Raw genomic sequence first — 24,279 nt, 5'->3', positions numbered from 1 at the left:
AAAATGGAAGCGAACATCACCCTACGTGAAGAAACTGCCGCCGATATCGATGCGATACACGACGTAACCGTCGCGGCTTTTCGCGAGATGGAACACAGCAGCTATACCGAGCAGTTCATCGTGGCCGAATTACGCGCCGCTGGCGCCTTGGCAGTATCGCTGGTGGCGGAGAGGGAAGGTCGGGTAGTGGGGCATATCGCTTTCTCGCCGGTAAGCATCTCGGATGACACCATGGGTTGGTATGGCTTGGGGCCAGTTTCCGTACAGCCGGAATACCAGCGGCAGGGCATCGGCAAGGCGCTGATCGAAGAGGGCTTGGCTCGGCTGAAAGCCATCGGCGCCCAAGGCTGCTGTCTCGTAGGCCACCCTGAGTATTACCAGAAGTTCGGGTTCCACAATGTTGCCGGGTTCGTCTACGAGGGTGTGCCGCCGGAGTATTTCTTCGCCTTGTCTTTCGGCAATCATGTTCCGCAGGGTAGCGTTGCCTTCCATGATGCTTTTCTTGCGGATGGGCAATCATGAAAACCCAGTACTACACCGCAGCCAGTCTCGATGGCTTCATTGCCACTGAAGAGGACTCCCTGGAGTGGCTGTTCACCCTGGCCGACCTCAGCGACTCCAGCTATCCGGCATTCATCGCCGAGGTAGGTGCTCTGGCCATGGGGGCTCCACCGGCGCGGAAAGGCGTATAGCAGCTTGGTTGTTTGGCACCCACGTAAAGACGGCCGTCTTCCTATGGTCTAGTGTCAATGAAGGACATGGCCACGACCGCATGAAGAAGCACGGCTTATCGTCAACCTACTGGGAGACACGACATGCCAATGGGAACAATTCTACTGATAGTCCTGATTTTACTACTGATCGGCGCGATACCTGCTTGGCCCCACAGCAGGGGGTGGGGATACGGTCCCAGTGGCGGGATCGGGCTGGTACTGATAATCGTGCTCATTCTGGTGTTGATGGGGACAATATAGTCGTCCCAATGAAAAAGGTTCTGGTGATCACCGGCGGCAGCCGAGGTATTGGGGCGGCCACTGCACGCTTGGGCGCCGCTAGTGGGTATGCCGTGTGTATCAACTATCGCCACAACGAAGCCGCTGCACTTGCCGTGGTCGAGGAGATCAACCGTGCCGGCGGCAAGGCGATTGCCATGGCGGGCGACGTCGGCTCCGAGCCCGACGTGGTGCGCCTCTTCGAAGAGGTCGACGAGAAACTCGGTACCGTCACGGCACTGGCCAACAACGCCGGCATTCTTGAAACACAGATGCGCGTCGAGGACATGGACGCAGGACGCCTGCAGCGGGTATTAACCGCCAACGTCATCGGCAGCTTTCTCTGCGCTCGCGAGGCCGTGCGACGCATGTCCACTCGGCACGGTGGCCAGGGCGGGGCGATCGTCAACGTCTCCTCCATCGCCTCTCGGCTCGGCGCTCCCAACGAGTATGTCGACTATGCCGCCGCCAAGGGCGCCATCGACAGCTTCACCATCGGCCTGGCCAAGGAGGTCGCTACCGAGGGCATTCGCGTCAACGCCGTACGCCCCGGTGTGATCTACACCGAGATCCATGCCAGCGGGGGTGAGCCGGATAGGGTCGAACGAGTAAAAGCGGGCGTGCCGATGCAGCGCGGCGGCCAGGCGGAAGAGGTGGCCCGCGCCATCCTCTGGCTGCTTTCCGATGACGCCTCCTACTCGACCGGTTCGCTGTTGGACGTAACGGGCGGGCGATAAGCGAGAGTGTTAAAAGCCCCGTTTCGTGTCATGTCTCAGCTGCTACGATCAGGGATGAGGCAGCATTCATCAGGCAACGCCCAGGAGGAACGATGAACAAGGACCTGTTCACGCGCCGGGTCAGTGTGATCACCGGTGACATCACCCAGCTCGAGGTGGATGCCATCGTTAACGCGGCCAATCACTCGCTGATGGGTGGGGGCGGCGTAGACGGTGCCATTCACCGCGGTGCCGGCCCGGAGCTCAAGCAGGCCTGCCAGCGCCTGCGTGATACCGAGTGGCCTGACGGGCTGCCAGACGGCGAGGTCGCGCTGACCAATGGCTTCGAGCTGCCGGCACGCTATGTGATCCACACCGTGGGGCCGGTCTATGCCAAGACCAAGGACAAGTCGCACCTGCTTGCCAACTGCTACCGCAACGCCCTGGTGCTGGCCGACAGGCACGGCTGTCGCAGCATCGCCTTTCCGGCAATTTCTACCGGTGTCTATGGTTATCCGTTCGATGAAGCGGCGCATGTGGTGCTCGATGTGCTGGCCGAAGCGCTGCCACGCCACGAGTTGTACGTGACGCTGTGCTTCCACAGCGAAAAGGATACCAAGGCATTTGAGTCGATCATGCAGAACCGGTAACGGTAGCGCGGTGGCAGGGCCCAACGTGGCAGGTCACCGTATTGGACAGCCGGTTACCGAAAGGCCTCAGGCTGTGTGATAGACTGCGCGCCTCGGCCCGCGCCAGCAACACTTCCCCATCGGTAGCCCGTCATGGAAATCAAAGTCAATTTTCTCGAAAATCTCAGGCTTGAAGCCAAGTTTGACGATTTCACCGTCATCACCGACCAGCCCATTCGCTACAAGGGCGACGGCTCGGCACCAAGTCCGTTCGACTACTTCCTGGCGTCTTCCGCGCTGTGTGCGGCCTACTTCGTGCGGGTGTACTGCCTGGCGCGAGATATCCCCACCGAGAACATCCGGCTTTCGCAGAACAACATCGTCGACCCGGAAAACCGCTACAACCAGATCTTCAAGATCCAGGTAGAGCTGCCTGAGGACATCTCCGAGAAAGACCGCGAAGGCATCCTGCGCTCCATCGACCGCTGCACGGTCAAGAAGGTGGTACAGACAGGCCCCGAGTTCCAGATCGAGACGGTGGAGAACCTCGACGAGGACGCCCAGGCGCTGCTGATGGTGCAGCCCGACGAAGCCTCCTACACCTGGATCGAGGGCAAGGACCTGCCGCTGGAGCAGACCATCGCCAACATGTCCGGCATGCTGGCGGAACTGGGCATGAAGATCGAGATCGCCTCCTGGCGCAATATCGTGCCCCACGTGTGGTCGCTGCACATCCGCGACGCCGCCTCGCCGATGTGCTTCACCAACGGCAAGGGCGCCACCAAGGAGAGCGCACTGTGCTCCGCGCTGGGCGAGTTCATCGAGCGTCTGAGCTGCAATTTCTTCTACAACGACCAGTTCTTCGGTGAAGAGATCGCCAACAGCGCCTTCGTGCACTATCCGAACGAGGAGTGGTTCCAGCCAGGCCCCAACGACGAGCTGCCCGAGGGTATCCTCGACGAGTACACCCGCGATATCTACGACCCTGAAGGCGAACTGCGCGGCTCGCACCTGATCGACACCAACTCCGGCAAGGCCGAGCGGGGCATCGTCGCCTTGCCCTTCGTGCGCCAGTCGGACGGCGAAACGGTCTACTTCCCCTCCAACCTGATCGAGAACCTCTACCTCAGCAACGGCATGAGCGCCGGCAATACGCTGCAGGAAGCCCAGGTGCAGTGCCTCTCGGAGATCTTCGAGCGGGCCGTGAAGCGCGAGATCCTCGAGCAGGAGCTGGCACTGCCGGACGTGCCCATGGAAGTGCTCGAGCGCTACCCGGCCATTCTCGAAGGCATCCAGGCGCTGGAAGCCCAGGGCTACCCGGTGCTGGTGAAGGATGCCTCACTCGGCGGCCAGTTCCCGGTGATGTGCGTGACCCTGATGAACCCGCGCACCGGCGGCGTGTTCGCCTCCTTCGGCGCTCACCCCAGCTTCGAAGTGGCGCTGGAGCGCAGCCTCACCGAGCTGCTGCAAGGGCGCAGCTTCGAGGGCTTGAACGACTTCCTGCCGCCGACCTTCAACTCCCAGGCCGTCTCCGAGCCGAACAACTTCGTCGAGCACTTCATCGACTCCTCGGGGCTGGTTTCGTGGCGCTTCTTCAGCGCGAAGAGCGACGTCGAATTCAGCGACTGGGACTTCTCCGGCAGCAATGAAGAGGAAGCGGCGACGCTGTTCGGCATCCTCGAAGAATTGGGCAAGGAAGTGTACGTAGCCGTGCACGAGGATCTGGGCGCGCCGGTGTGCCGCATCCTGGTGCCGGGCTACTCCGAGGTGTACCCGGTGGACGACCTGATCTGGGACAACACCAACATGGCCCTGGATTACCGCGAGGACATCCTCAACCTCCATGCGCTGAACGACGGCCAGCTGGCCGACCTGCTGGAGCGCCTGGAAGAGAGCCAGCTCGACGACCACATGGACATCATCACCCTGATCGGTATCGAGTTCGACGAGAACACCGTGTGGGGGCAGCTCACCATCCTCGAGCTGAAGCTGTTGATCAACCTCGCCCTGCAGCAGCACGAAGAGGCGCTGGAACGGGTCGAGATGTTCCAGCAGTACAACGACAACACCGTGGAGCGCGGCCTGTTCTATCAGGCCTTGGCAGCTGTGCTGGAGATCGTACTCGACGACGAGCTGGAGCTCGACGACTACCTGCACAACCTCACGCGCATGTTCGGCGAGCAGACCATGGCAGCCGTTGTCGGTTCGGTGAACGGCGAGGTGCGCTTTTACGGCCTGACCCCGACCAACATGCAGCTCGAAGGCCTGGAGAAGCATCAGCGCTTGATCGAGAGCTACAAGAAGCTGCATGCCCACCGGGCCAAGCGCGCAGGCGTGGCGCACTAAGTCAGCCATACGCAGCTACGCCGGAGCACATAAGCGCCCCGGGTCAGTTCATACTGGCCCGGGGCGTTTGTGTTTTCGTTAATCAAGGATGTGAGCCAATGAGAGCAACAACATGGTGAAAGTGGCGATATTCGTCGACGTCCAGAACGTCTACTACACGGTGCGGGAAGCGTATAAGCGCAACTTCGACTACAACAGATTCTGGGCGCAAGCCACGGCCGGAAGGGAAGTCGTCAAGGCCTTTGCCTACGCCATTGACCGTGGCGACCAGAAGCAGCGGGAGTTCCAGAACATCCTTCGTGCTATCGGCTTCGAGGTAAAGCTGAAGCCCTACATCCAAAGAGCGGACGGCTCAGCGAAAGGCGACTGGGATGTCGGCATCACCCTCGATGCCATCGAGTACGCCGAGCAGGCGGATGTCGTCGTGCTGGTCTCGGGGGACGGCGACTTCGATCTGCTGGTCAGCAAAATCCGTCAGGTCCATGGGAAGGCGGTGGAAGTCTATGGGGTGCCGCAATTGACGGCGAACTCGCTGATGCATGCTGCCAGTGAATTCATACCCATAGAGGGGCAGCTTTTGTTGGGCTAGGTCGTCCGGCGCCATCTACTGTCCGGCAGAACCCCTGAGGGGTGTCGAAATCCAGGATGTCACACAATGACTGAATGACCAATTCGTACGTTCAGGGGAGGCCACGATGACTCAGCTACGCGTGTCATGCTTCAGTATTTCGCTGGACGGGTTTGCCGCCGGTCCCGAGCAGAGCTTGGAAAACCCGATGGGCCTCAATGGCATGGAGATCCATGACTGGGTATTCCCGACCGCGACGTTTCAGCGAAGGGTGTTGGGCACGCAGGGTGGGGAGACCGGAACCGACGATGACTTCGTGGTGCGTGGCTTCGAGAACGTTGGCGCCTGGATCCTGGGCCGCAACATGTTCGGCCCCGTGCGCGGCACCTGGCAGGACGAAGAGTGGAAGGGCTGGTGGGGCGACAACCCGCCTTTTCACATGCCGGTATTCGTGCTGACGCATCACGCCCGCGAGCCCATCGAGATGGCAGGCGGCACCACGTTCCACTTCGTCACCGAAGGCATTCATGCGGCGCTGGAGCGTGCTAGAGAGGCTGCGGGCGACATGGACGTGCGCCTCGGTGGAGGTGTGGCTACCGTCCAGCAGTACCTGAAAGCGCAGCTCGTTGATGAGCTTCACCTTGCCGTCACCCCGGTACTGCTTGGCGCTGGAGAGCACCTGTTCGCCGGCCTCGATATGCGCGTGCTCGGTTATCGCTGTGTGGAGCGAGTAGCTAGCGAGAAGGCTACCCATGTCGTTCTCAGAAGGAATTCCTGATGGCCGATCTGGTGTTCGCAGCGCTCAACTCAGCCGAGATGGCGAGCCTTCCCTGGGTCCTGTACAAGTTCACTGGCGATACCGAAGCCACGCCCCATATCGAGTATTTCAATAGCTAGAGGGAATCGCCAATACTGAAACCAGGGCCGTGCTCGTAGCGAATTGATGTCGAAATGGCCTCGCTTCGTTCGTCTAGGGGGTGTGTGCAATAGATTGACTCTAGTTGAGGAGATTCCCGTGAAGATCGCCATTGAAACCGTGATCAAGGCCGACCTGGAAAGCGTTTGGCAGGCTTGGAGCAACCCTGACGATATCAAGCAGTGGAATGCCGCGTCGGATGACTGGCACACCACACGAAGTGCTGTGGATCTGCGTGAAGGGGGGAATTTTCTGTCGCGCATGGAAGCCAAGGATGGCAGCATGGGTTTTGACTTCGAAGGTATCTACACCCGCATAGTGCCGCTTAAGCTGATCGAATATCGCATGAGCGACGGTCGGGAAGTCGAGGTCGAGTTCATCGAGCGCGCCGACGGCATCCTCGTCAAATCGGCATTCGACGCAGAGCCCGAGAATCCGCCGGAGATGCAGCGCCAAGGCTGGCAGGCGATTCTGGATAACTTCGGACGGCACGTGGAGATGAAGCGCCCAGGTTAATACGCAGCGAGGACCTCTTGAGCACAGCGAAGCGCATTTTCGAGCAACTGGCTGGCAGCCCACTTCCCGAGTGGCATCTCGTCGAGCCTTCGCTGCGGCGCAAGACGTTACAGCCTGGCGATACCGTTTTTCGGGCCGGCGTGGCGCATCCCTTCGTTTACATCGTGGAAAGCGGGATCATCAAGATGATCTACGATACCTGCGAAGGCGATGCCTGGGTCAAGGCGTTTGCCGCGGAGGAGAGGTTGTTCGCTAGCCTTGCCGCGCTTTCGTCGGGGGGCGCCACCAGTTTCAGCGCCATTGCGGCCTGCCCGGCGTCGGTCGAATCGTTGCCGTACCACATTCTGGAGCAGCTCGGCGACAGGCACCCCCAATGGCAGCGCGCGCTCAGGCGGGCCTTCGAGCTCTACGCCTTTCGCAAGGAAGCCCGAGAGCGCGACCTGCTGACCCTCTCCGCAGAAGCGCGCTACCGGCGCTTCATCGAAGAATATCCCCATATCGCCGGACGCGTGACCGACCGAGACATAGCCGGCTACGTTCGGGTTTCACCGGTGGCGCTCAGTCGGATCAAGGCACGCATCAGGCAAGCTCATACTCGCGTATGAGGCCAATAGTTTATTTTTGTTCTATCTCCCGGCCACGCTGTGTCAGAGTCGTGAGGCAAGGTTTGTTCATGCATGGACGCGCATAACGCATTTGCGGAGGCCGTACCATGATTGACAATGCCGCGCTGTTGAATGTCGACACCGCCGTATATAAAACGCTGCTGGAATCCACCCAGGCGATTCCCTGGAGAATCGAATGGAAGACGCTGCGTTTCTCTTATATCGGCCCGCAGATCGAGCGCCTGCTTGGCTGGCCGCAGGACAGCTGGTGCGGCATCGACGAATGGGCAGAACGCATGCATCCCGATGACCGGGAGCGAGTGGTCAACTTCTGTGTCGAGCAATCCAAGGCCGGCGTCGATCACGAAGCGGACTACCGCGCCCTCAAGGCCGACGGCACCTACGTATGGATTCGCGATGTCGTGCACGTGGTTCGCAATAGCGACGGCGAAGCGGAAGCGCTGATCGGCTTCATGTTCGACATCAGTGAGCGGAAGAAGAGCGAAGAGAAGCTGCTGCAGCTGCAACGCGAGCTGGAGGAACTCTCCTATCAGGATGGCCTCACCGGGGTCGCCAACAGACGCCTGCTCGATAGCGTGCTGGAAAAGGAGTGGGCAAGCGCCCGGCGCGGCGGGCAGCCGCTCTCGTTCATCATGTTGGATATCGACTGCTTCAAGCAGTACAACGATCACTACGGCCATCTCGCCGGCGACGACTGCCTGCGCCGGGTGGCCCAAGTGCTCGGTGCCGCGCTGTTGCGACCACGCGACTTGCTGGCACGCTTCGGCGGCGAGGAGTTCGCTCTCGTCTTGCCGGAAACGGGCCTCGATGCCGCCCGCCAGGTCGCGGAGCGCTGCCGAACGGCCCTCAATGGTGCGGCCATGCCCCATCGCGCTTCCGACGTCTCCCACCTCGTTACCGTCAGCATGGGAGTTGTAACCGCCACGCCGGCGGACGGAGGCAGCCAGGCTTCGATGATCGAGAAGGCGGATCGTCTGCTGTATCGGGCCAAGCAGCATGGGCGGGATTGTATCGTCGCGGAGTAAACCACGTTACGAAGTGAATTAAACACGGAATGATTGAGAATCGATGGTATACGAGCGAGCGACGACACCTGTCCCAGATGCTTTTCTGTTTGCCGTCGAGGATAGCTTTCAGGCAATCTGGCAGCACAACTCAACACCCCGAGCCTGATAAGGCTTGGGGTGTTGTCGTTTATGGCAAGCAGCGAAAGGGCTGCCTCTACATCTTGCTCACGATCAGCGCCGCATTCACTCCGCCAAAGCCGAAGCCGTTGCACAGCACGTGCTGGCAGAGGTGCTCGCGAGCCGAGCCGGAGACGATATCCAGGTCGTGCAGGTCCTCGTCGCGGTTCTCCAAGTTGAGGGTAGGGGGCAGGCGGTCGTGCATGACGGAAAGCGCGGAGAAGATGCTTTCCACGCCGCCGGCGGCACCTAGCAAATGACCGGTCGACGATTTGGTGGCGGAAATCGGAATGCCACCGAGGGCATCGCCAAAGGCGTTGCGCAGGGCGGCGATCTCGGCTCTATCGCCGACCGGCGTCGAGGTGGCGTGGGCGTTGATATGGTTGATGTCGGCGGCGGAGAGCCCCGCCATTCGCAGTGCGGCCCGAATGGCCGCCGCGGCACCGCCGCCGTCTTCCGGCCCGGCGGTGATGTGGTGGGCATCGGCGCTGGTGCCGTAGCCGCTGAGAACGGCCAGCGGTATTGCGCCGCGCGCTTCGGCGTGGGCCAGGGTCTCGATCACCAGCAGCCCCGCACCCTCCCCCATGACGAAGCCGTTGCGGGCCTGGTCGAAAGGGCGCGAGGCCTTGGCGGGCTCGTCCTGCTCGGCGGAGAGCGCCTTCATTGCATGGAAGCTGGCAAGCGCGAGTGGGTCGATACAGGCTTCCGCGCCGCCCACCAGAGCCACCTCGGCTTCACCGCTGCGAATCATGCGCATGCCGTCGCCTATGGCCTGAACCCCGGCCGCGCAGGCCGTGACCGGGCAACCGATCGGCCCGCGAAAGCCATAGCGAATCGACACGTTGCCGGCCGCCAGGTTTGCCAGGAAGGCCGGTACGGTGAACGGGGAGAGCCGTCGATGGCCGCGGGTCGAGAGGGTATTCTGCGCCTGGGTGATGGTAGGGAAGCCGCCGATGCCGGAGCCCACGATGGTAGCCGTGGCCAGCCGATCCGCATCGCTCTCGGGGAACCAGTTCGCCTGGGTCAGCGCTTCTTCGGCGGCGGCCATGGCGTAGAGGCTGAACAGCTCCATTTTGCGACGTTCTTTGACATCCAGCACGCGGTCCGGATCGAAGCCGGCTTCCGGGTCGTCCTCGATGCCGGGCACCGAGCCCGCCGCCTTGATCGGCAGCTCGCCGGTATCGATGCGGGTGATCGAAGAGACGCCGGAACGGCCGGCGATAAGGCGCTCCCAGCCTGCCTTTACGCCGCAACCAAGAGGGCTGATCATGCCCATACCGGTGATGACAAGGGGAGATAGCATGGTAATGTCCTGAACAGCTTTGGTTGTGCCACGCTAGCAGTCAGGTTCATATGATCAAGATAATATTCAGCGGAGTGAGAGGTCGCCATGCCCTACTCGACGAACCACAAAGCCAAATCGCGGGAACGCATCCTCAAGTCCGCCATCGAGTTGTTCAGCCGTAAAGGCTTCGAGAAGGTTTCCATCGGCCAGATCATGAAACTCGCCAAGATGACCCATGGCGCCTTCTACGCCCACTTCGCCTCGAAGGAAGCGCTCTACCATGCCTCGGTGCGGGAAACCCTGGAGAGCAGCCGTGCCGCCAGGCTGGTCAAGGGGCCGCTTTCGGTGAAGCACCTCACCGAGCTGGTGGCCAACTGCTGGAACCTCCAGGAGCTGGAGCGCAAGCACAAGCCGGGGCCCGAAACGGTACTGTTCAACGAGATCGGCAACGAGAACGCCGAAGTCCGCACGCTCTTCGAAGCCTCCTACCTGAGCATGAAGAAAATGCTGGAAACCCGGCTCATCGCTCTGAGCCGCCTGAAGAAACTGCCTTTCGAAGCCGACCGTGAAGTCATCGCCGACAAGTCCCGCGCCATTCTCGCCTCGCTGGTGGGTGCGGTGGCCATCGCCAAGAGCCTGCCCGGCGAACAGGAACGCCAGCACATCCTCAATGCGGCCCAGCGCAACATCCTGCAGATGCTCGGCGTCAACGAAAGCGAGCTGGAAAGCATGCTGAGCGATGTGGGGCAGGAGGGGAGCGCTGCGTAGCCCAAGCCCCCACGCCGACACGTGATGCCCGCAAGAATTTCCCTTCTCACGAGGTTTTCAGCAATACGGCTGCGGGCGTGTGACATAACGTGCGTATTGACGTACGTACCTGAAGACGTACAATTGATAAAATGTTGAACGCACCGGAGGTGGGGCATGACCGGCATTACTGCCACTGAGGCACGCAGCAACCTTTACCGACTGATTGACGAAACAGCGGAATCTCACCAGCCGATTGTCATCCTGGGGAAGCGGAACAAAGCTGTCTTGGTCTCCGAAGAAGACTGGTCCGCCATTCAGGAAACGCTCTATCTGCTTTCCGTGCCCGGCATGCGTGAGTCCATCCGCGAGGGGATGGATACCCCTGTCGATGAGTGCAACGAGGAGCTGGACTGGTGACATGGAAGTTGGTCTATACCAAGCAAGCCCAGAGAGATGCCAAGAAGCTGGCCTCCAGCGGCTTGAAACCCAAAGCTCAGGAATTGCTGGCACTGATTGCAGAAGACCCTTATCGGAAGCCGCCGCCGTTTGAGAAGCTGATCGGTGATCTGGCAGGCGCCTGTTCACGCCGCATCAATATTCAGCATCGGCTGGTGTACCAAGTGCTTGAAGAAGAGCGAGTCATTAAAATACTCCGGCTCTGGAGCCACTACGATTGATGCATGCACCGTCGCTGCTCCGTACCATTCACCTACCGCTTAGCGGCATCTGATCCCTTCTTTCATAGCCTATCCCTATCAAGGCGAAAGCCTCCCATCGCCTTGACGGCTTAAGCGCTGAATCCTTCACTGTATTTTGACGGCTTGCAGAAACCGAGGCGATACAAATCGTCGGTACGAAGACTCTGTGGGCCTCCATCATGCCGAGGAGAAAGACCGTGTCTGATCAGAAGCCTAAGCGCAAGGAGTGGGGCGCACGCACCACGCCCAGCCTGCAGGGGAACGAGCACTGGTGGCCCGACCAGCTCAATCTGAACGTATTGCACCAGAAACACCCCGATGCCAGCCCGTTCGGGCCCGACTTCAAATATGGCGAGGCGTTCTCGCAGCTCAACGTCGACGAACTGTGCGCCGATATCGATGCGCTGATGACCGACTCGCAGGACTGGTGGCCCGCCGATTGGGGCCACTACGGCCCATTCTTCATTCGCATGTCGTGGCATGCGGCCGGCACCTACCGCGCCATCGACGGCCGCGGGGGCGGCGGCACCGGCGCCCAGCGTTTCGCACCACTCAACAGCTGGCCCGACAACGGCAACCTGGACAAGGCGCGCCGGCTGCTCTGGCCGATCAAGAAGAAATATGGCGAGAAGATCTCCTGGGCCGACCTGCTGGTCCTTGCCGGCAACCGGGCGCTCGAGACGATGGGCTTTCGCACCTTCGGTTTCGGCTTCGGCCGCTCCGACATCTGGGCACCCGAGGATGACATCTACTGGGGCCCCGAGACCGAGTGGCTCTCCACCAACGACGACCGTTACACCGGTACCTGGGAAGACGGCAGCCGCAGCCTCGACAACCCGCTCGCCGCGGTGCAGATGGGGCTTATCTACGTCAATCCCGAAGGGCCCAACGGCGTTCCCGATGCGATGAAGTCCGCCCAGGACGTGCGTGAGACCTTCGCCCGCATGGGCATGAACGACCGCGAGACCGTCGCACTGACCGTAGGCGGCCACACCTTCGGCAAGATGCACGGCAACGGCTCCCCGGATGCCGTGGGCGATGCGCCCGAGGCCGCGAAGATCCACCAGCAGGGCATCGGCTGGGCCAACAAGCACGAGACCGGCCTTGGCGAGTACACCGTGACCTCCGGCCTCGAAGGCGCCTGGACCCCGACCCCCACCAAATGGGACAACTCCTACCTCAACACCATCTTCGCCCACCAGTGGGAGGTGAAGAAATCGCCCGCAGGCGCCAACCAGTGGGAGCCGGTCGAGGTGAAGGAAGGGTTCTGGGTACCCGACGCCCACGTGGAAGGCAAGAAGAACCCGCCGGTGATGAACACCGCCGACATGGCGATGATCACCGACCCTGCCTATCTCGAAATCGCCAAGGAGTACCATCAGAACCCGGACGTGCTCGCCGACGAGTTCGCCCGTGCCTGGTACAAGCTGCTGCACAGGGACATGGGCCCGCAGGCACGCTACCTCGGCCCCCATGTGCCCAACGAAGACCTCGTCTGGCAGGACCCGGTACCCAAGCATGAGGGGCCGCTGGTCAACGACCAGCAGATCGCCACGCTCAAGCAGCAGATCGCCGATTCCGGCCTAACCGCCAAGCAGCTGGTGGGCACCGCCTGGGCCGCGGCCTGCACCTACCGCCAGACCGACCACCGCGGCGGCGTCAACGGCGCGCGCATTCGCCTGGAACCGCAAATCGGCTGGGACATCAACGTGCGCACCGGCGTGCCCGAAGTGCTCGACCGGCTGGAGCAGATCAGGGGCGGTTCGGACGCCAACATCTCGCTGGCCGACATGATCGTGCTGGGCGGCAGCGTCGGGGTCGAGATGGCGGCCAAGGCGGGCGGGCACCATATCACCGTACCGTTCAGCCCGGGCCGCACCGACGCGAGCCAGGAGATGACCGAGGTGGATGCGCACGCCTACCTGGAACCGAGGCACGATGCGTTCCGCAACTACATGCAGGATCAGGTGACCTCCATACCCGCCGAGCACCTAATGATAGACCGCGCCTTCATGCTGAACCTCAGCGTACCGCAGATGACGGCACTGCTCGGCGGCATGCGGGCCATCGGCGTCAACGTCGGTGACAACAAGGACGGCATGTTTACCGATCGCCCCGGCCAGCTGACGAACGACTTCTTCGTCAACCTCGTCGACATGGGCACCGTGTGGGAGCCCCTCAATGAAGACGAGGAACACTTCGAAGGCCGCAACCGCAAGACGGGCGAGAGGAAGTGGACCGCCACCCGGGTAGACCTCGTGTACGGCTCCAACTCCCAGCTACGCGCCATAGCCGAGGAGTACGCCGCCAACGGCGGCGAAGAGCGCATGATCGACCGCTTCGTGAAAGGGTGGGTGAAGGTAATGGAGAACGACCGCTTCGACCTGCACCGCTGAATGACGGGTCCGCGGCAGTAACGCGGACCTAGTGGGCTCTCAAACTGACCCCGGAGGCTGAGCAACCAGCCACCGGGGTTTTTTATGTCCGACTCAGATCAAGAGAAGCGGCACTATCGCCGCCTCATGCTTTAGTTGGCGTTGCCCTCAACGTTTCGGTTGGTTACGGTTAGTAAAAAGCCGCAGCAGACGGCTTAGGTTCCACCTGAAAACTTCGCTCGCCGACTTTTCAGTCAAAGCCTAGTAACTAAGCATACGCAGGGACTGCCGCACTAAGGATGATGCTCATTATCATCCATTCTGCCAGCAGGGGCGGTAGCGTGCCCCGTCCCCCAGTCCCCTCCCGCCTGACAAAACCCAGTCTTATCTGAAATTCTCATTAACTTATTGGATTTAAAAGTCGATTTCGCCGCATGGTATTCTCCAACGAATACCGATGAAACAGAGATAACCCAATGCGGCAGCAAGGCAAGCTCACACAGTGGAACGACGCCAAGGGCTTCGGCTTCATCACGCCGACTGCAGGCGGCCCTCGTGTGTTCGTTCATATCAGCGCCTTTCCCCGCGATGGGCGCCGCCCAACAGTCAACGAGCCGATCACCTACCACCTGACACAAGACAGCCAGAACAGACCGAAAGCGCAGAAGGTGGGCTACCTGAAAGCGGCACGCCATGCATCCCCACGCTCCAGAGGGCTGATGATGGCATGCGCCATAGCCGCCGCGTTCTTCGTGCTACTGGCCGCCCTGAGCGCTCTAGGCCACACGCCATGGCAACTCCTGGGAGCGTACGCACTGCTAAGCGTGATCACCTTCGCCATGTACGGCATCGACAAAGCCGCAGCAGGGAAGGGCAGAAGGCGCACACCGGAAGCCACGCTTCTCTTCGCAGGTTTGCTCGGTGGCTGGCCCGGCGCGCTAGTAGCGCAGCGGCTGTTTCGACACAAAACCAGGAAGCAGCCGTTTCAGGCCATATTTTGGTGTGGGGTGGTGGTGAACTGTGGGGTGGTTGGGTGGCTGGTTTATTCGGGTGACGCGGCGCGGCTTTGGGCTGGTTTGGGGTTCGGTTAACAGTTATCAGGGCTGCGGTTCGTAATGCATTTGGCTGTATCCTGAGATTAGTTAATTCGCATACAGTATATTGGTTCCGGCAAAACGCGCACGCGTGCGAATCCTGCATAGGTGGCCGAGCTATACTTAGGTGAAGAAAAATCAATGAGTTGGAAGAAATGAAGCGCGTCAGATAATATTGTTGAACGCGCAGGGGTGTTCATCCGATATCAGGACGCGCGGTCCAATCACTGTTAGACGAAAGAGCTAAATTGAGAATGTATGGAATTATTCAGACCTAGATTAACTGACTTTCACGGAATTCATAAATCACAATCAGATTTGGATTTCGCAATACAATTTTTTGATGAGGATATCCCTCTATACATTGACCCTTTTTTATTGTGGAAGTCTCCATCCCAGCAAGATCAAGCATTACACACAGCGATTACAAATTCATTTAACCACCTGAATTTTCTTGTCAAAAAGAACCGCGAAGATGATGCTGTTGAAATGCTCATCAACCTCTCGGAATGCGAAGAGGTCGGACTAGGGGTGTCGAAAACTAGAAGGGGGGTAAAAATTGGAGCTAAACAGGCTAACGACATCCTCAATCTATTTAAAGAGATACCTGAATATAGTCAATTCGGTTTTACTCATTTTGAGCTAATACAGCTGTATATAAATGGAATTTCGAAAGACAGAATAAGTGATATAGCTTGCAACTACATCAAATCGTTTTTAATAGATTACACCATTGAACAATGTGAGCTTAACGGAATACCAATTGAAGGTGTAATCCTTGATTCCGTGTACAACTATCAAACAAACGCTTTCGATTTTAATAAAAAATATTACTTGCCGGTTAATCCTAAAACCAAAGAGCCAATAATATTCACACCTAAGCGTTGGCTAAGATTTAATCCTTGGATTAATTTTGAAGATTACTTTAAATCTCATTGCCCTAGAGATGATATATTCAATCCGGGTGAACCCGAAGAGAGAGTGAAAGTCCTAAATTTTAACCGAGAAAATTACGGGGTAGTCGAAGAATACGTAAAATATAAGGATAGAAACTCGAAGGATTGTCAAAATGATCCGCTTTTTAGTCAAATCCCGGTCTTGTCTGCAAAACGAAAGCTGAATGAAATACTAAAGCTAAATACAGGTAAAGAGGATGGAGCTGATATGAAGTATGAAGATCTATGTGCGGATCTTTTGGCTTCCCTTTTCTATCCTCACTTAGATTTTGCGCAGACACAAAGTAGAACTGATTCTGGAAGACATATTAGAGATTTAATATTCTATAATAATCGAGACGTGGATTTTCTAGATGAGATATTCACTGATTATGATAATCGACAGCTCGTTATAGAAATGAAAAATGTAAAGAAAATCGAACGGGATCATATTAATCAGCTCAATAGATATCTACAAAATAATATAGGTAGGTTTGGTATATTCCTAACGCGAAATCCATTGCCAAAGGTGATGTTTACAAACGCCATTAATTTATGGTCATCACAAAGGAAATGCATAATTGCAATTACCGATGAGGACTTAAAGTTGATGGTTGATGTTTATGAAAGTAAGCAACGTGCACCGATTGAGGTCTTAAAGAAAAAATATATTGAATTTCGAAGAGCATGCCCATCTTAATGGAGTAAATATGAATAGAAGTAGCGTGGATGTATTTGAGAAAGTGTCCGGTCAACTATTGAGTATTTATGAGGAGATATCACTTCTTTCAAAGAAGAGCCCAAATGATGCCGTAAATAAATTCAAACTAAATTTTGTGAACAAGCTTCTATCGCAAAGCAATGATTATCTGGCTGAAAAATACAAGCCATTCGATGACTTTGAAGCATTTGATGAAGACGATATCCCGCAAAATAGTGATGTCGTATTTATACTTTCCCAATATTTACAATGCTTTGAGAAGTTGCGATCAGATAATGTAGTTATCAGGAATGGGGCGTGGTTTTGGCGTGTTGAAGGTGAGAAAGATGACAAAGTTGATGATGATGGAATGATTCTAATTCGAACGGTTAAACCTAAGAAATTAAAGGACTAAAATGAGTACTAATAAGACAACGATAGAACGTGCAAATACGCATGACACCACAATGCCGCTATTGAACTCAATGTATGCTGAGTTCAAAGAATTAGCAAAAAAGAAACCTGAGGCAGCCATTAGTAAAAACAAGATTAAGATAGTCAATAGGCTGCTTGAAAAGGTTCGCGAAGTATTAATTGAAGAAGATTCCATTGAGTTCTTAGATCTTCTAGATGAAGATGAAGTCCCGCAGACAAGTGATGTAACATTAATTCTTTCACAATATGTAGCTGCTATGGAAGGCTTTCATTCTAAATACTATGGTTATGTATCGGGGGAAGGACATATATGGCATGTCTAATATCAACAACGGCTTAGTGGGTAACACGTCTAACAAGGCGCTGCTGTCGGACAAATTTTCCGCTGCGCTCCAAATTTGCCGCAGAGCGCGGCGTTAAGCGTCCTTGGTCCCTTCCGGCAGCCACTTCAAGAATAAGAGAGATTAAAGTTGAAATTAGGTATTAAGCATCACTACGTTCTTGTGTTTCTAACCGCAATTCTTTCGGGTGTAGCATCGACAGCAGGCGTTTATTTGACGGCGTCATACCAAACCGAACAGATAATCCAGCAAATGGAATATGAAAGAAAGGTCTCTGCCTACGAGAGATTTCTGGATGAGAGTATTTCTGACTCATCCTCACTAGTTTTTAAAGTTATATTTCTTGATCATATGGCGAGTAACATTACTACCGATGGCTCCATCCAAACCGTAGAAGACAAGCTTTTCGAGATCTCTCGTTCTACGGATTATGACAAGCTGTTCTATTCATTGACTCGGCATTTCAAGCTACTTGAGCTGCATGGCAGCGAAAGAGTTAGAAAGTACTGTGAAGATATAACCTCAGTACTTCTCGGCAATAGATATGCAGTCGACTGGACTTACCATACCCAAGAGATGATCGCAGTAAGAAATCAGTGGGATGACAACGACGGTGTAGTCATAGGTTGGGAGCCTCGGGTGACCGATGAGGAAAGAGCTAGATTTTTGATTCTGTCAGCCCAATATAACGAGCTGATCCAACAGTTGAAGAGTGAAATTTCTACTACGGACGCCTAACCAATGCGGTCAACGGACGCTCCTGACGTCGCGCCGCTGCCGCCAGCGTTATGCATAAGAAGAGCAAAGTGTAGCGATATGATTAGAGATGTATCTGGACTGCTAAAAGGGATAATGGCTGAAGAGAGCTCAAAATTAGATGACTATTCACTAAGGCATGGGCCAACAATTGGGAAAATGTACGAGGGGCTCGCGTCCGATATCCTGGGTCGAGCGATACCAGAGTCACTGGGGCTCCAATTACGGCATGGCTTTATTCATGATGGCCAAGGAAAAATGTCTGGCGAAATCGACTGCATGTTAGTTAAAGGAAGTGGGGAAAAAATACCATATACCGACTCCTATAAATGGCATATAAAAGACGTTATTGCTGTAGTGGAAGTAAAGAAGACCCTTTATTCAAACGATTTGAAGGACGCTTTTAAGCATCTTCGCGGTATTGCTGACAATTACGGAAATTATTTGCAATCTGGAAAAGGTGATGAAGCGTTTAATATTGGGCCGGCTAGAAAAGCGTTTTCTCAAACAACTGGATTGGTGCCCCCAGAGCACTCCAAAGTAAATTCATTGGGCATTGAAATGGAAATGCTCTACCACACCTTTGTAATTGAAAAAATATCTCCAATTCGAATTGTGCTTGGATACCATGGTTACAAAAAGGAAAGCTCATTAAGAGAAGCGCTAGTTTCCTTTCTTGAAGAAAATATAATGACCCATGGCTTTGGTGTGGGAAGCTTTCCACAACTAATTGTTTGCGGAAATTATTCGCTCGTTAAAATGAATGGCTGTCCATATAGTGCGCCAATGAATTCAGAATTTTGGAACTTTTATGCTTCTAGTAATACAAACCCAATTCTTCTAATATTGGAGCTGATTTGGACTCGTCTTTCGTATCATGTCAGCATTGAAAACCTTTGGGGAGAAGATCTGAGTATAGAGAACTTTGCCACCTTTTTGTCCGCTAAGATTAAGAGAGAAGGGGGGTTAACAGGTTGGGAGTATAAGTATACACCAGTAAGTGAGAAAACTCTTAAAGAGAGAGAGTCAGAAAGCGAATGGTCGCCCACCGAAGTTTCTTCAACCCAGTTTGTGATTTTTAACAGGCTCTGTAATGGAAAAGAAGAAAATGTTCGAAATGCTGATTTCAGAGATTACATAGAGAAGCAGGGTGAGAATTTCGACATTTTTATTGGATCGCTTATAAAAACAGGGCTCATTGCGCAAGAAGGCGATATCTTACGATTAACAACATATGAATGCCAATGTGCCATTTTGCCAGACGGCCGTTTCGTCGTCGCAGAAAATAACACTGGTCGCCTTACCCGTTGGGTCAGTAAGCAAATTACAAATAAAAATGCATGACAAGGCAATTAACTTCGCGCCCTTTTCGCCGGACGCTGGTACCTCGCGCCGGTTATTGCGTCGTTAGGCATAGGGGGGCAACAGAACATGGACAAACTTACGATCCGCCTGCATTGGCGAGGACCATACTTGCTGGAAGAGGTATGTCGCTCTGATATTAGCAATGGTCTTTACCTTCTTACAGGCAAGCGGAAATATGAGCGGAACGAGCAGATTCAGTATTGCGGTATTACTGAAGGGCTTTATAAGAATCGCTTTAAACAGCACCACAAAATTTTCGAAATTACTCGCGAGCTTGGCGTTTGGTTAGGTGAGGTGGTCTATCCACAGGAGCATACTCGTACTCACCTTGAAATTGCTGAGTCGATAATAGTGTATTTTTGGCAGCCCAACCTGAATGAGCGCAAGAGGATTTATCCGCCGCGTCCCACGGCGCTTTTGTCTCACTGGTTCAAGAAAGACGGCTCGCCGCGGTATAACCAGCTATCTATTTATGCCGACCTTCACGATGTCCTGTGTTGGGATGGAGAGTTATGGAGGTCGGGCAACCTTAGGGTATGGTCCGACTGAACGGTGCGGTAACAACCTGACAAGGAGCTGACAATGAACGTCCAACAATTCTGTGAACCGGACGCCGATAAGCTTTGCGGCGCTTCGCGGATGCTCAGTAGCAGCGCCGGTTACCGCTAGCGTTAGGCAAAAAGGATCTGCAATGAGAAACAATGCACTTTACTTTCCATATATTTCGATTCCGGAAAGTAATTGGACAATAAAAACTTTACTTTACTGGGACAAATTAAGTGCCATAGTTCCTGTGGATCATATTGATAGTCCAGAGCAGCTAAGTCCATTCATGAGGGCTTTGTTGGAGAGAAATTTAGCTGAACAAATTTTCCCGTCTCAACATCTATACGAGATTCCTCAGTTTGAACATAGTTTTATTAGGTATTTAGAGCCTAAGGTTCAAAAGTATAGAGATATGCCTGTACGACCATTTTCCTCTGCTGGTCGAGTGCATACAGAAAAATTCGGCTCTCGCGTCCACCAAGAGAAAATGAAGCCAATGACAGGGATCCATGTTGAAAAAATGGGGGAATTGCCGCAGTTTTTAATGGAAAATGGTTTGGCCGACCAAGTTGATGGATCTTGGTTTAACGTAGATAGCAGAGTCGCCAATATATTTATGGCTTACCTGGCTATATGTTTAGGAGCTCTCAACACTGTAAGCGCTGCTCCTATTACAAGTGAACAAAAATATTCTAGCTTTCTTGGTCACAATCTATTTCAACGAAGAGGTGCAAGGTTTAACCATCACCGAAAGGCACAGGATGTTGTTATTGAAAATATTTTACCGGCCCCTGCTGGTAATATCGACTTAGATGTTTTGGCAAAGTTTAAGATAGAGCATGGGCATCTTTTGCCAAGATTGCGACAGAAGGTCGAAAGTGAGACGGCTTACATTGCACTTCTAGGAAATGCAGAAGATCGATTAGACGCCACCAATGACTTTATTAAGCGTTGTAGTGAAGACACTGAAGAAATCATTGATGCAATGAAGCCATCATGGTCTAAGGTAATATTTGGTTCAATCGCTCCTTTATTTGGATCTGGGCTAGCACTGGTTGCAGCTGGAACTGGAAACAAGGTTGCGTATGCAGGCGCTGGTTTATCCTTCGCATCGACTGCATACCAAGCCTTAAATAGTATTCGTGCCGAGAGAAAAAGGGCAGAAGCATTGCCATTGGCATATCTTGCCCACCTTAGAATGCGAGCGGATTTTGCCTAACAAAGCGTTAATAGGAACTCACTCCAGTAGACACGCATCGATAATTGTACAGTTATTGTACAGTGATGGTATTCGCCTGACACATGCCCCCACCCGGCAAAGGACCCAACAGTGATCATCCCCCAAGATGGGCGCTTGCGGCTGGATCGTGAGCGCTTGAAGCAGCATCGCAAGCGGCTGGGCCTGAGTCAGGAGGCGCTGGCAGAGTACTGTTTTGATCGGCGCTTGTGCGTCTCTATCGCTTCCATCAAGCGGGCGGAGAGTGGCAAGGCGGTGCTGTATCGTACCGCGCGCCATCTGGCCGAGATCTACGAGGTTGAAGTCGAGGAGCTGTCGGCGGAGGCCGAGGAGGCCGCCGTTGTCGCTTCCGATATCGAGGAGATGGAGAGCGCCCGTGTGCTGATCCAGCTGCATGCCGTGGCGACCGATCCGTCGGCCCTGGCGGGCTGGGTTCAGCATTTCGGCGGTAGCCTGGCGGAAGGGGGCCCGGCGCTGTTCGGGCTGCCCCGGGCGTACCGTAGCGATGCTCAGCGTGGTCTGTTGTGCGCCGCTACCCTGGTGGAGCAGGGGGTGGCGAGTAGCGTTTACCTTCAGGCCGGTCACTGGCCGGCTGCTGTGCCCCCTTCGATAGTGAAGGATCCGACCGGTGTCTGGGTTGAGCGTGGGGTAGCGGTACAGTTGGCGGAGCGTTTCGTCTTCGATGATGAAGGCGGAGAGTGGCTGCGCTATCGCCATCCCCGGGACGAGGCTCATGACGCTCGCTTCGATCTGGTGGGGCGCCGGGTGGAGCTGGGGCAGCTGCAAGCCATCCTGGAGGGCACCCAGGCCTACCAGGCCGGTCATCTGATCTATATCCGCGGTGTGGCGGGCATCGGCAAGACGCGCCTGAGCGCTGAGTTTGCCGAGATGGCCGCGGCCCATGCCGATCATCACCAGGCCGAGGTACTGGACTTCGGCACGCGCGCCGATGAAGGCCCGCTGATGCAGCTCACGCGCTCGCTGCTACAAACGTCCGTTGAGGAGAAAGCGGAAATTCTGGACGAGGCGCATCTGCTGGCCCGTCTCGCGGCGCTGCGCCTGCCGGTAGACCATGCCATGCTGCTGCGTCCGCTGCTGGGGTTGGCCCAGCCGGAGGAGGCGCAGTCGCTCTATGCTGCCATGACCCCGGCTACCCGCAGCCAGCGCTTGGTACAGGCACTGCGCGACCTGCTCCTGGCACGCTCCATTCATCGCCCGCAGCTGGTGGTGGTGGAGGACCTGCACTGGGCCGACGAGGCGCTGCTGGCGACCCTCACCGGGCTGCTGCAGGAAACCCAGGAAGCGCCGGTGATCTGGCTGTTTACCTCGCGCCTGGAGCAGGACCCGCTGGAGAGCCGCCTGCGGCCGCAGCTGCCGGAGCTGCCGCTCACGCTGATTGAACTGCCGCCGCTACGTGCTCAGGAGGCCGAGGCCCTGGTGGCTAGCTTCGGCACCGTGCCCGCCGAGCATGCCGCCCGCTGCGTCACCCAGGCCCAGGGCAACCCGCTGTTCCTGACCCAACTGCTGCTGTTCCATCCTCATCGAAGCCTGCCAGCCAGTCTCGCCAATCTGGTACAGACCAAGCTCGATCAGCTCACCGATCTCGATCGTCGGGCCATGTGCATCGCCGCGGTGATGGGGCAGCGCTTCTCCCTGGCCTCGCTGCAGGAGGTGCTGGGCCAGGCCGATTATCAGCCCGAGCTTCCCCAGCGTTACAGCCTGGTGCGCCCGCTGGAAGAGGGCAGCTACCGCTTCGTGCACGACCTGATCCTGCAAGGCATCTACGAGGGGATTCCCAAGATTCAGCGCGACCGCCTGCACCTGCGCCTGGCCGCGCTCTACGGCGAGGCGGAACCTGGCTTGCGTGCGCGCCACATGCATCGCGCGCGTTCGCTGGAAGCACCGAATGCCTTTTTGCAGGCAGTTGCGGCGGAAATGGCTCGCTATCGCCACGAGGAGGCCATGGCGCTGCTGCGGGACTGCCGCGCCATCGACTACGCGCCGAAGGATGAGTACCGCCTGATGCTGCTGCAGGGCCAGGTGGCGATGGCCACTGGGCAGATCCAGGCGGCGCGAGAGCACTTCGAGGCGGCGCGCAGCTTTGCCCAAGAGGAGTGTCAGCGCATCAGCGCCGACCTGTGGCTGGCCCGGGTGCTGAACATGCTCGATGCGCTTCAGGCGGAGGAGTCGATACTCGACGGCCTGCTGCCCCTGGCCGAAGCGCTGGAGGACCCCTTGCCCCTGGCCGAGGCGCTTTATCTCAAGGGCAATCTCTATTTCCCCCGGGGCGATTTTGCCACCAGCCGCGCCTATCACACCCGTGCCCTGGAGCAGGCCCGCCGTGGCGGCGACGTGCGCACCGAGATCCAGGCTCTGAGCGGGCTGGGCGATGCGCACTATGCCGAGGGGCAGATGCGCAGCACCCTCGAGCTGTTCGACCACTGCGTCACGCTGTGCCGAACCCATGGCCATGCCGATCTGGAAGCCTCCAACCTGTTCATGCTGGGCACGGCGCGCATCTATGCCAACCAGACCGATACGGCGCTTGCTGACTGCTTCGATGCCGCCGAGCTGGGCAAGCGGGTTGGCAATCGGCGTGCCGAGGTGGTGGCGCGGCTCACGGCGGGGTGGATTCTCATCTCCCAGGGCGATCCCCATGGGGCGGACGAGCAGATCGAACAGGCGCTGACGGTGGCACGTGGTTTGGGCTCGGGGCGCTTCGAGGCGTTCCTGCTGGAGAGTCGCGCACGGGTCGAGCTGATCACCGGGCGGCTAACCGAAGCGCGGGCCAGCATCGAGCGCGCCTGGCAGCTGGTTGAACAGCATGGGGTAAAAGCCTTCATCGGCCCTTGGGTGCTGGGTACCCGGGCGCTGCTGGAAGAGGAGCCCGAGGCTCGCCTGGCCACGCTAAAACAGGGCGAAGCGCTGCTGGATGCCGGTTGCGTGGGCCACAACGGCTATCGCTTCCTGATCGCCGCGGCGGAAGTCAGCCTGCTAGACGGACGGCCCAATGCTGCCCGCCACTATGCCCGGCGTCTGACCCGGCTAATGGGGGCGGAGCCCTGTGCCTGGGGCGAGCACCACCGCGCCCTGATCGAGGCCCACGCCGACTGGATGGAGCATGGTGAGACGAGCGGCGAAAACAGCGCAAAAGAGAGCGCCCTGGCAGCGCTACAGGCTTGCTGGCAGCAGGGTGAGGCTGCCGGCTTGAAGATGACACTGCCCTGCCTGGCTAACAGGCGTGGCTAAGCGCAGGGGGTCGGCCCGGC

At 56.6% G+C, this 24,279-nt stretch carries 25 protein-coding genes; 24 read left to right on the top strand and 1 reads right to left on the bottom strand.

The window, feature by feature from the left end; translation table 11 throughout:
* Positions 1–3: 3 nt before the first annotated feature.
* The 11 genes from AC2VNO_RS04570 (at position 4) to AC2VNO_RS04520 (ending at position 8,334) form a co-directional block, all read left to right on the top strand.
* Positions 4–522 (top strand): GNAT family N-acetyltransferase, encoded by a 519-nt coding sequence (locus AC2VNO_RS04570; RefSeq protein ID WP_486933026.1) that lies wholly within the window; start codon positions 4–6, stop codon positions 520–522.
* Entirely contained in the window at positions 519–692 is a 174-nt protein-coding gene (locus AC2VNO_RS04565; protein WP_486933025.1) for a hypothetical protein, read from the top strand. Before AC2VNO_RS04570 ends, AC2VNO_RS04565 begins: the two co-directional genes overlap by 4 nt.
* A gap of 123 nt (positions 693–815) precedes the next feature.
* The gene (locus tag AC2VNO_RS04560; RefSeq protein WP_486933024.1) at positions 816–974 is read left to right on the top strand and encodes a DUF3309 family protein; all 159 of its coding nucleotides are present in this window, start codon (positions 816–818) and stop codon (positions 972–974) included.
* Positions 975–982: 8 nt separating this feature from the next.
* Positions 983–1,729, top strand: a complete 747-nt coding sequence (locus AC2VNO_RS04555; protein ID WP_486933023.1) for an SDR family oxidoreductase — start codon at positions 983–985, stop codon at positions 1,727–1,729.
* 92 nt (positions 1,730–1,821) lie between these two features.
* Complete coding sequence (locus AC2VNO_RS04550; protein ID WP_486933022.1) at positions 1,822–2,358, top strand: O-acetyl-ADP-ribose deacetylase; 537 nt, start codon at positions 1,822–1,824, stop codon at positions 2,356–2,358.
* Positions 2,359–2,490: 132 nt separating this feature from the next.
* Positions 2,491–4,683 carry an OsmC domain/YcaO domain-containing protein gene (locus AC2VNO_RS04545; protein WP_486933021.1) on the top strand — a complete coding sequence of 731 codons (2,193 nt, stop codon included), beginning with the start codon at positions 2,491–2,493 and terminating at the stop codon, positions 4,681–4,683.
* A 112-nt stretch (positions 4,684–4,795) separates the two neighbouring features.
* Positions 4,796–5,272: a LabA-like NYN domain-containing protein gene (locus tag AC2VNO_RS04540; RefSeq protein ID WP_486933020.1), complete on the top strand. Its 477-nt coding sequence runs from the start codon at positions 4,796–4,798 to the stop codon at positions 5,270–5,272.
* A gap of 106 nt (positions 5,273–5,378) precedes the next feature.
* Positions 5,379–6,029, top strand: coding sequence for a dihydrofolate reductase family protein (locus tag AC2VNO_RS04535; RefSeq protein WP_486933019.1), 651 nt, complete (start codon positions 5,379–5,381; stop codon positions 6,027–6,029).
* A gap of 237 nt (positions 6,030–6,266) precedes the next feature.
* A complete protein-coding gene (locus AC2VNO_RS04530) occupies positions 6,267–6,683 on the top strand; it encodes an SRPBCC family protein (protein ID WP_486933018.1) in 417 nt (138 codons plus the stop codon).
* A 17-nt stretch (positions 6,684–6,700) separates the two neighbouring features.
* The gene (locus AC2VNO_RS04525) at positions 6,701–7,288 is read left to right on the top strand and encodes a Crp/Fnr family transcriptional regulator (RefSeq protein WP_486933017.1); all 588 of its coding nucleotides are present in this window, start codon (positions 6,701–6,703) and stop codon (positions 7,286–7,288) included.
* A gap of 107 nt (positions 7,289–7,395) precedes the next feature.
* Positions 7,396–8,334: a sensor domain-containing diguanylate cyclase gene (locus AC2VNO_RS04520; protein WP_486933016.1), complete on the top strand. Its 939-nt coding sequence runs from the start codon at positions 7,396–7,398 to the stop codon at positions 8,332–8,334.
* Positions 8,335–8,530: 196 nt separating this feature from the next.
* Here the strand turns inward: AC2VNO_RS04520 and fabF are convergent, their stop codons facing one another.
* Complete coding sequence (gene fabF / locus AC2VNO_RS04515; RefSeq protein WP_486933015.1) at positions 8,531–9,796, bottom strand: beta-ketoacyl-ACP synthase II; 1,266 nt, start codon at positions 9,794–9,796, stop codon at positions 8,531–8,533.
* Positions 9,797–9,883: 87 nt separating this feature from the next.
* Here fabF and AC2VNO_RS04510 point away from each other — a divergent pair, with 87 nt between their 5' ends.
* From AC2VNO_RS04510 to AC2VNO_RS04450, 13 genes are all read left to right on the top strand, one after another.
* A complete protein-coding gene (locus tag AC2VNO_RS04510; RefSeq protein ID WP_486933014.1) occupies positions 9,884–10,546 on the top strand; it encodes a TetR/AcrR family transcriptional regulator in 663 nt (220 codons plus the stop codon).
* Between the two features lie 156 nt (positions 10,547–10,702).
* The gene (locus tag AC2VNO_RS04505; protein ID WP_486933013.1) at positions 10,703–10,945 is read left to right on the top strand and encodes a type II toxin-antitoxin system Phd/YefM family antitoxin; all 243 of its coding nucleotides are present in this window, start codon (positions 10,703–10,705) and stop codon (positions 10,943–10,945) included.
* Positions 10,942–11,205, top strand: a complete 264-nt coding sequence (locus AC2VNO_RS04500) for a Txe/YoeB family addiction module toxin (RefSeq protein ID WP_486933012.1) — start codon at positions 10,942–10,944, stop codon at positions 11,203–11,205. The genes AC2VNO_RS04505 and AC2VNO_RS04500 overlap by 4 nt, the downstream gene beginning before the upstream one ends.
* A 218-nt stretch (positions 11,206–11,423) precedes the next feature.
* Positions 11,424–13,622, top strand: coding sequence for a catalase/peroxidase HPI (katG, locus tag AC2VNO_RS04495; protein ID WP_486933011.1), 2,199 nt, complete (start codon positions 11,424–11,426; stop codon positions 13,620–13,622).
* A 455-nt stretch (positions 13,623–14,077) separates the two neighbouring features.
* Positions 14,078–14,692: a DUF1294 domain-containing protein gene (locus AC2VNO_RS04490; protein ID WP_486933010.1), complete on the top strand. Its 615-nt coding sequence runs from the start codon at positions 14,078–14,080 to the stop codon at positions 14,690–14,692.
* A gap of 261 nt (positions 14,693–14,953) precedes the next feature.
* Positions 14,954–16,330 carry a hypothetical protein gene (locus AC2VNO_RS04485; protein WP_486933009.1) on the top strand — a complete coding sequence of 459 codons (1,377 nt, stop codon included), beginning with the start codon at positions 14,954–14,956 and terminating at the stop codon, positions 16,328–16,330.
* A gap of 10 nt (positions 16,331–16,340) precedes the next feature.
* Positions 16,341–16,745: a hypothetical protein gene (locus AC2VNO_RS04480; protein ID WP_486933008.1), complete on the top strand. Its 405-nt coding sequence runs from the start codon at positions 16,341–16,343 to the stop codon at positions 16,743–16,745.
* A 1-nt stretch (position 16,746) separates the two neighbouring features.
* Positions 16,747–17,088 carry a hypothetical protein gene (locus AC2VNO_RS04475; protein ID WP_486933007.1) on the top strand — a complete coding sequence of 114 codons (342 nt, stop codon included), beginning with the start codon at positions 16,747–16,749 and terminating at the stop codon, positions 17,086–17,088.
* Positions 17,089–17,235: 147 nt separating this feature from the next.
* Entirely contained in the window at positions 17,236–17,844 is a 609-nt protein-coding gene (locus AC2VNO_RS04470; RefSeq protein WP_486933006.1) for a hypothetical protein, read from the top strand.
* 78 nt (positions 17,845–17,922) lie between these two features.
* Positions 17,923–19,206, top strand: coding sequence for a DUF6602 domain-containing protein (locus AC2VNO_RS04465; RefSeq protein WP_486933005.1), 1,284 nt, complete (start codon positions 17,923–17,925; stop codon positions 19,204–19,206).
* An 87-nt stretch (positions 19,207–19,293) separates the two neighbouring features.
* The gene (locus AC2VNO_RS04460) at positions 19,294–19,776 is read left to right on the top strand and encodes a hypothetical protein (protein WP_486933004.1); all 483 of its coding nucleotides are present in this window, start codon (positions 19,294–19,296) and stop codon (positions 19,774–19,776) included.
* A 142-nt stretch (positions 19,777–19,918) separates the two neighbouring features.
* Positions 19,919–20,992, top strand: coding sequence for a hypothetical protein (locus AC2VNO_RS04455; RefSeq protein ID WP_486933003.1), 1,074 nt, complete (start codon positions 19,919–19,921; stop codon positions 20,990–20,992).
* 111 nt (positions 20,993–21,103) lie between these two features.
* A complete protein-coding gene (locus tag AC2VNO_RS04450) occupies positions 21,104–24,259 on the top strand; it encodes an ATP-binding protein (RefSeq protein WP_486933002.1) in 3,156 nt (1,051 codons plus the stop codon).
* Positions 24,260–24,279 lie beyond the last annotated feature (20 nt).

It is taken from the genome of Halomonas sp. TH-94, assembly GCF_057473365.1.
This window is presented reverse-complemented; position numbering and strand designations above follow the sequence as displayed.

Bases quoted from the DNA above. Each gene is read 5' to 3' on its own strand.
- AC2VNO_RS04570 (WP_486933026.1), top strand. From the start codon at position 4: ATGGAAGCGAACATCACCCTACGTGAAGAAACTGCCGCCGATATCGAT.
- AC2VNO_RS04565 (WP_486933025.1), top strand. From the start codon at position 519: ATGAAAACCCAGTACTACACCGCAGCCAGTCTCGATGGCTTCATTGCC.
- AC2VNO_RS04560 (WP_486933024.1), top strand. From the start codon at position 816: ATGCCAATGGGAACAATTCTACTGATAGTCCTGATTTTACTACTGATC.
- AC2VNO_RS04555 (WP_486933023.1), top strand. From the start codon at position 983: ATGAAAAAGGTTCTGGTGATCACCGGCGGCAGCCGAGGTATTGGGGCG.
- AC2VNO_RS04550 (WP_486933022.1), top strand. From the start codon at position 1,822: ATGAACAAGGACCTGTTCACGCGCCGGGTCAGTGTGATCACCGGTGAC.
- AC2VNO_RS04545 (WP_486933021.1), top strand. From the start codon at position 2,491: ATGGAAATCAAAGTCAATTTTCTCGAAAATCTCAGGCTTGAAGCCAAG.
- AC2VNO_RS04540 (WP_486933020.1), top strand. From the start codon at position 4,796: ATGGTGAAAGTGGCGATATTCGTCGACGTCCAGAACGTCTACTACACG.
- AC2VNO_RS04535 (WP_486933019.1), top strand. From the start codon at position 5,379: ATGACTCAGCTACGCGTGTCATGCTTCAGTATTTCGCTGGACGGGTTT.
- AC2VNO_RS04520 (WP_486933016.1), top strand. From the start codon at position 7,396: ATGATTGACAATGCCGCGCTGTTGAATGTCGACACCGCCGTATATAAA.
- fabF (WP_486933015.1), bottom strand. From the start codon at position 9,796: ATGCTATCTCCCCTTGTCATCACCGGTATGGGCATGATCAGCCCTCTT.
- AC2VNO_RS04510 (WP_486933014.1), top strand. From the start codon at position 9,884: ATGCCCTACTCGACGAACCACAAAGCCAAATCGCGGGAACGCATCCTC.
- AC2VNO_RS04505 (WP_486933013.1), top strand. From the start codon at position 10,703: ATGACCGGCATTACTGCCACTGAGGCACGCAGCAACCTTTACCGACTG.
- AC2VNO_RS04490 (WP_486933010.1), top strand. From the start codon at position 14,078: ATGCGGCAGCAAGGCAAGCTCACACAGTGGAACGACGCCAAGGGCTTC.
- AC2VNO_RS04485 (WP_486933009.1), top strand. From the start codon at position 14,954: ATGGAATTATTCAGACCTAGATTAACTGACTTTCACGGAATTCATAAA.
- AC2VNO_RS04480 (WP_486933008.1), top strand. From the start codon at position 16,341: ATGAATAGAAGTAGCGTGGATGTATTTGAGAAAGTGTCCGGTCAACTA.
- AC2VNO_RS04475 (WP_486933007.1), top strand. From the start codon at position 16,747: ATGAGTACTAATAAGACAACGATAGAACGTGCAAATACGCATGACACC.
- AC2VNO_RS04465 (WP_486933005.1), top strand. From the start codon at position 17,923: ATGATTAGAGATGTATCTGGACTGCTAAAAGGGATAATGGCTGAAGAG.
- AC2VNO_RS04460 (WP_486933004.1), top strand. From the start codon at position 19,294: ATGGACAAACTTACGATCCGCCTGCATTGGCGAGGACCATACTTGCTG.
- AC2VNO_RS04455 (WP_486933003.1), top strand. From the start codon at position 19,919: ATGAGAAACAATGCACTTTACTTTCCATATATTTCGATTCCGGAAAGT.